The following is a 5,080-nucleotide window of genomic DNA, read 5'->3' on the forward strand; positions in this document are numbered from 1 at the left end:
CACCTGGCTGCTGTTGCCGCGGCTGACCTGGAACGCATTGGATTTCGGCCGGGTGGCGGCCAGTGTCAAAGGTGCGCAAGCCGGGCGCGACGAGGCCCTGGCCCATTACAAAAGCGTGGTGTTGAGTGCGTTGCGTGATGCGGATGTGGCCCTGGCGCGGTATGGCAACCAGCGGCAGAACGTGGTGCTGCTGCGTAACGTGGAATCTTCGGCAGTACGGGCTGCGGACCTGACGCGCCAGCGTTATAAGGCAGGTACGGCGAGCACGCTGGATTGGCTGGACGCGGAACGTACGCGGTACCAGGCGCAGGAAAGCCGGATTTCCGGGGATGCGCTGTTGCTCAAGGACTTTGCGTCATTGCACAAGGCGCTGGGGTTGGGATGGACGTTGTGACAAATAACCCGAGTGACCACTGACCTGTGGCGAGGGGGCTTGTCCCCCGTTGGGCTGCGCAGCGGCCCCAAAAAAGAGGGACTGCTACGCAGTCCAACGGGGGACAAGCCCCCTCGCCACAACAAGCCCTCTCACCACAGGTACGGTGTCAGCTTTTAATTGGCCGTATTGGCCCGCGCCGCGTGCAGCTTCTTGTAGCTGTCGATCAACCGCAGGTGCCGGTCCAGCCCTTCCAGCTTCATGCTCGTCGGCGTCAAACCATAGAACCGCACACTGCCATTCACCGACCCAATCGCCGCGTCCATCCGCTCGTTGCCAAACATCCGGCGGAAATTCACTTCGTAGTCCGCCAGTTCCAGGTCTTCGTCCAGCTCCATCTCCAGCACCGCATTCACGGCCTGATAGAACAAGCCGCGCTCGACGGTGTTGTCGTTGTACTGCTGGAACATCTCCACCAGTTCCTTGGCTTCTTCGAACTGCTGCAGGGCCAGATAAATCAGCAGCTTCAATTCCAGGATGGTCAGTTGACCCCACGCCGTATTGTCATCGAACTCGATGCCGATCAAGGTGGTGATGTCGGTGTAGTCGTCCAGTTCGCTTTCCACCAGGCGCTCAACCAACCCCTTCAATTCCGCTTCGTCGAGACGATGCAGGTTCAGGATGTCCTCGCGAAAAAACAGCGCCTTGTTGGTGTTGTCCCAGATCAGGTCGTCGATTGGGTAGATCTCCGAATAGTCCGGCACCAGGATGCGGCAGGCGGTCGCGCCGATGTGCTCGTACACCGCCATGTAGACTTCCTTGCCCATGCCTTTGAGGATGCCGAACAAGGTGGCGGCTTCCTCGGCGTTGGAGTTTTCACCCTGGCCGGAGAAGTCCCATTCGACGAACTCGTAATCCGACTTCGAGCTGAAGAAGCGCCACGACACCACGCCGCTGGAGTCGATGAAGTGCTCGACAAAGTTGTTCGGTTCGGTCACCGCATGGCCTTCAAACGTCGGCTGCGGCAGATCGTTCAGGCCTTCAAAGCTGCGGCCTTGCAGCAGTTCGGTGAGGCTGCGTTCCAACGCCACTTCCAGGCTGGGGTGCGCGCCGAACGAGGCGAATACGCCGCCGGTGCGTGGGTTCATCAACGTCACGCACATCACCGGGAATTCACCGCCCAGGGACGCATCCTTCACCAGTACCGGAAAGCCCTGGGCTTCCAGGCCCTGGATACCGGCCAGGATACCGGGGAATTTCGCCAGCACTTCCTGTGGTACATCCGGCAGCGCGAATTCACCTTCGATGATTTCGCGTTTTACCGCGCGTTCGAAGATTTCCGACAGGCACTGCACCTGCGCTTCAGCCAGGGTGTTACCGGCACTCATGCCGTTGCTGAGGTACAGGTTCTCGATCAGGTTGGACGGGAAATACACCACCTCGCCATCGGACTGGCGCACGAACGGCAGCGAAACAATGCCGCGCTCTTCGTTGCCGGAGTTGGTGTCGTAGAGGTGTGAGCCGCGCAGCTCGCCGTCACGGTTGTAGATGTGCAGGCAATGCGCGTCGAGTATCTCCGGTGGCAGTTCGTCCTTGCGGCCAGGCTTGAACCAGCGCTCGTCCGGGTAATGCACAAACGCCGCATTGGCGATGTCTTCGCCCCAGAACTGGTCGTTGTAGAAGAAGTTGCAGTTCAGCCGCTCGATAAACTCGCCCAATGCCGACGCCAATGCGCCTTCCTTGGTCGCGCCCTTGCCGTTGGTAAAGCACATCGGCGAGTGCGCGTCGCGGATATGCAGCGACCATACGTTGGGCACGATATTGCGCCACGAAGCGATCTCGATCTTCATGCCCAGGCCCGCGAGAATGGCCGACATGTTGGCGATGGTTGTTTCCAGCGGCAGGTCCTTGCCCGCGATGTAGGTGCCCGCGTCGGACGCCGCGCTCGGCATCAGCAATGCCTGGGCATCGGCATCCAGGTTTTCCACTTCCTCGATGACAAACTCCGGCCCGGCCTGCACGACTTTTTTCACGGTGCAGCGGTCGATGGAACGCAGGATGCCCTGGCGGTCTTTATCGGAGATGTCCGCTGGCAATTCGACCTGGATCTTGAAGATCTGGTTGTAGCGGTTTTCCGGGTCGACAATGTTGTTCTGGGACAGGCGAATATTGTCGGTAGGGATGTTGCGGGTTTCGCAGTACAACTTCACAAAGTAAGCCGCACACAACGCCGACGACGCCAGGAAGTAATCGAACGGACCGGGGGCCGAGCCATCGCCCTTGTAGCGAATAGGCTGGTCGGCCACCACGGTGAAGTCGTCGAACTTGGCTTCAAGTCGAAGGTTGTCGAGAAAATTGACCTTGATTTCCATGCGGGATTACCAGAATAGCGAGCAAATTATGGCCGCCATTATCCGGGTTTCGAGGCGTAAGTCTTGTGCTTTCGGGCCTGGCCGATCGTTGGCGATGGGTATCAGCCGTGTTGAAAGTCCGCAATCTGCTGCCACATCGCGATCGGGTTGGAGTACATCGGGAAGTGCCCGCACCGGGCAATCGGCGCCAACCGCACGCCTTGCGCCTGGATATGCGCCAGGTACGACAAATGGGCATTCTGCTCGCCGTACATGAACATGCGCGGGCATTCCAGGCCGAGGAACTTGCCCATCAAGTCGGCGTTATCCGACAGTTCGACCATCGACTGGAAGATCCCCCGCACCGCCCCGGCACGCACCTTGTGCCGCAGGCTCGCCGAATACAGCGCGCTGGCGTAGGCCGGTGCCTGCCGGGTGCGCTCGATAAAGGCGCTGAAAAACGCCTCGGGATCATCCGCCGGGTAGTCGACGATCTGCCGGCTGAGAAAGCAGTCTTCCGGGGCGATATTGCCTTCGATATCAACAAAGCTCAGCACCCGCCCCGGGAACTGGTGCGCCAACATCAGCGCGGTAAGCCCGCCCATGGAGTGGCCTACCAGATGGAAGCGCTCGATGTTGAAATGCTCCAGCACCTGCAAGGCGGTTTGCAGCAGGAACGAGATGGAGATCTTCGACAGGTCATCGCAATGGCTCTCACCGCAACCCGGGGCGTCATAAGCCAAAAATGGATGACCGTCGAAGGCAGGTTGCTGGACGATGTCGGCGTAGTCTTCCTTGGTCGAGCCAAAGCCATGCAGGAACACGATTGGCGCCAGGGTACCCGCGCGGTGGATCGCGGCGATGTTCAACGGCACATCGGCGACGACGATGGGGAGTTGTGTGTGGGTGAATGGCATGGTGAAGACTCCCTGAAAAACCGATTGGCGGCTCAAAAGCCGTTAATTTCAACGGTATTCAGGTTTCTGTAAATTCCTGATTCGGGAAGGTATTCATAGGCTGATCGTATGAGTCGTTCCATAACGCCCTACCCCGCACTCAATCCCCACAACACGTCCAACACATGTTGCGTAGGCCGCTCAACCTCCCCGGCGCGATGGGCGATCCCCAGTTGCCGCCACAGCAACGGTTGCAACGGCCGCATCGCAATCCGGGTGTCGTGCAAGGGCGTGGACGCTTCATGGGGCAACAACGTGGCCCCGTAACCGGCGGCCACCAGGCTTTTGATTGCGTCGTTGTAATTCAGCTGAATACGCGCCGTCGGCTGGTAGCCGTCATTGGCAAACCACTCCGAGGTCAGGCGCGAAAGCCGAGTGGTGTTGTCATTCAGGATTAACGGCTGGGCAGCCAGCCAGGCGGGTGTTACCACCTCGGGGCATTCCCGGCGCGCCGGCAAAAACGCCATGACCGGGTCGCGCCGCCAGGGCTCGATCCGCAAGCCCTTCACCGGTGCCTGGGGCAGCGCCACCAGGCCGATCTCCAGGGCGCCCTCGGCCAGCTTCTTCAATGTGTCCTGCGACGTGAGCACCGCCACCTGCACATCAATGGCGGGATGATGTTGGCTCAAGGTTTCCAGGGCTTGCGGCAGCAACTGTGCGATGGCTCCGGTTGAGGCTCCCAGGCGCACCCGCCCCGCCAGCCCCTGCACCTGTCGCTCCACGTCTTCAAGCGCCTGCTCGGCATCCGCCAACAAGCGGCGCGCGCGCTCCACCAGGGTTTCGCCAATCGCTGAAGGCTGCACCCGCCCACGGGTACGCGATAGCAGCTTGCCGCCCACTCGCGCCTCCAGGTCGGCGATATGCAGGCTGACGGTGGGTGGCGCCAGGTTGAGCATGCGGGCTGCTTCGGCGAACGAACCGAGGTCGGCAATCGCCACCAACGTACGCAGGCGGTCCAGGCTGATTTCGCGCATGGGTCAATCCTCGTTCATAAAAACTGAACTTCATCGTTTGGAAATTCAACTTTTCCTATCCTAGCGGCTGGCCGAAGATTGGAACACCTGATTTCCTATCCGAGTGCATCCCATGGCAAATCCTCTTGTATTCATCGACGGCGACCAAGGCACCACCGGGCTACAGATCCATCAACGCCTGCGCGACCGCACCGATCTGCAACTGATCACCCTCAGCCCTGAACACCGCAAGGACCCGCAGCAGCGCGCCGAGATGATCAACGCCTGCGATATCGCGATTCTCTGCCTGCCCGACGACGCCGCACGGGACGCCGTCGCCAGCATCCACAATCCGGCCGTGCGGGTGATCGACGCGAGTTCGGCACACCGCACTCATCCCGACTGGACCTACGGTTTCGCCGAGATGAACCCGCAACAGGCGCAACG

At 60.3% G+C, this 5,080-nt stretch carries 4 protein-coding genes and 1 pseudogene; 2 read left to right on the top strand and 3 right to left on the bottom strand.

The annotated features are described in order from the left end of the window. Positions 1-394: TolC family protein (locus tag HX846_RS21515; protein WP_178966062.1), on the top strand; the 394-nt coding region annotated here is incomplete at its 5' end. A 155-nt stretch (positions 395-549) separates the two neighbouring features. Here HX846_RS21515 and HX846_RS21520 read toward each other — a convergent pair. From HX846_RS21520 to HX846_RS21530, 3 genes are all read right to left on the bottom strand, one after another. Beyond that, positions 550-2,745: an OsmC domain/YcaO domain-containing protein gene (locus tag HX846_RS21520; RefSeq protein WP_177080896.1), complete on the bottom strand. Its 2,196-nt coding sequence runs from the start codon at positions 2,743-2,745 to the stop codon at positions 550-552. A gap of 101 nt (positions 2,746-2,846) precedes the next feature. Then, on the bottom strand, positions 2,847-3,641 hold the full coding sequence (locus HX846_RS21525; RefSeq protein WP_178966063.1) for an alpha/beta fold hydrolase: 795 nt from the start codon (positions 3,639-3,641) through the stop codon (positions 2,847-2,849). 128 nt (positions 3,642-3,769) lie between these two features. Beyond that, positions 3,770-4,654, bottom strand: a complete 885-nt coding sequence (locus tag HX846_RS21530) for a LysR family transcriptional regulator (RefSeq protein WP_087695047.1) — start codon at positions 4,652-4,654, stop codon at positions 3,770-3,772. Between the two features lie 112 nt (positions 4,655-4,766). Between HX846_RS21530 and HX846_RS21535 the strand changes: the two are divergent. Continuing rightward, positions 4,767-5,080, top strand: a pseudogene (locus HX846_RS21535) (N-acetyl-gamma-glutamyl-phosphate reductase); the annotation flags it as partial.

It is taken from the genome of Pseudomonas sp. K5002, from assembly GCF_013386655.1.
In the GTDB taxonomy this organism is placed as follows: domain Bacteria; phylum Pseudomonadota; class Gammaproteobacteria; order Pseudomonadales; family Pseudomonadaceae; genus Aquipseudomonas.

Coding starts and splice junctions, on each gene's coding strand:
- HX846_RS21520 (WP_177080896.1), bottom strand. CDS start 2,745: ATGGAAATCAAGGTCAATTTTCTCGACAACCTTCGACTTGAAGCCAAG.
- HX846_RS21530 (WP_087695047.1), bottom strand. CDS start 4,654: ATGCGCGAAATCAGCCTGGACCGCCTGCGTACGTTGGTGGCGATTGCC.
- HX846_RS21525 (WP_178966063.1), bottom strand. CDS start 3,641: ATGCCATTCACCCACACACAACTCCCCATCGTCGTCGCCGATGTGCCG.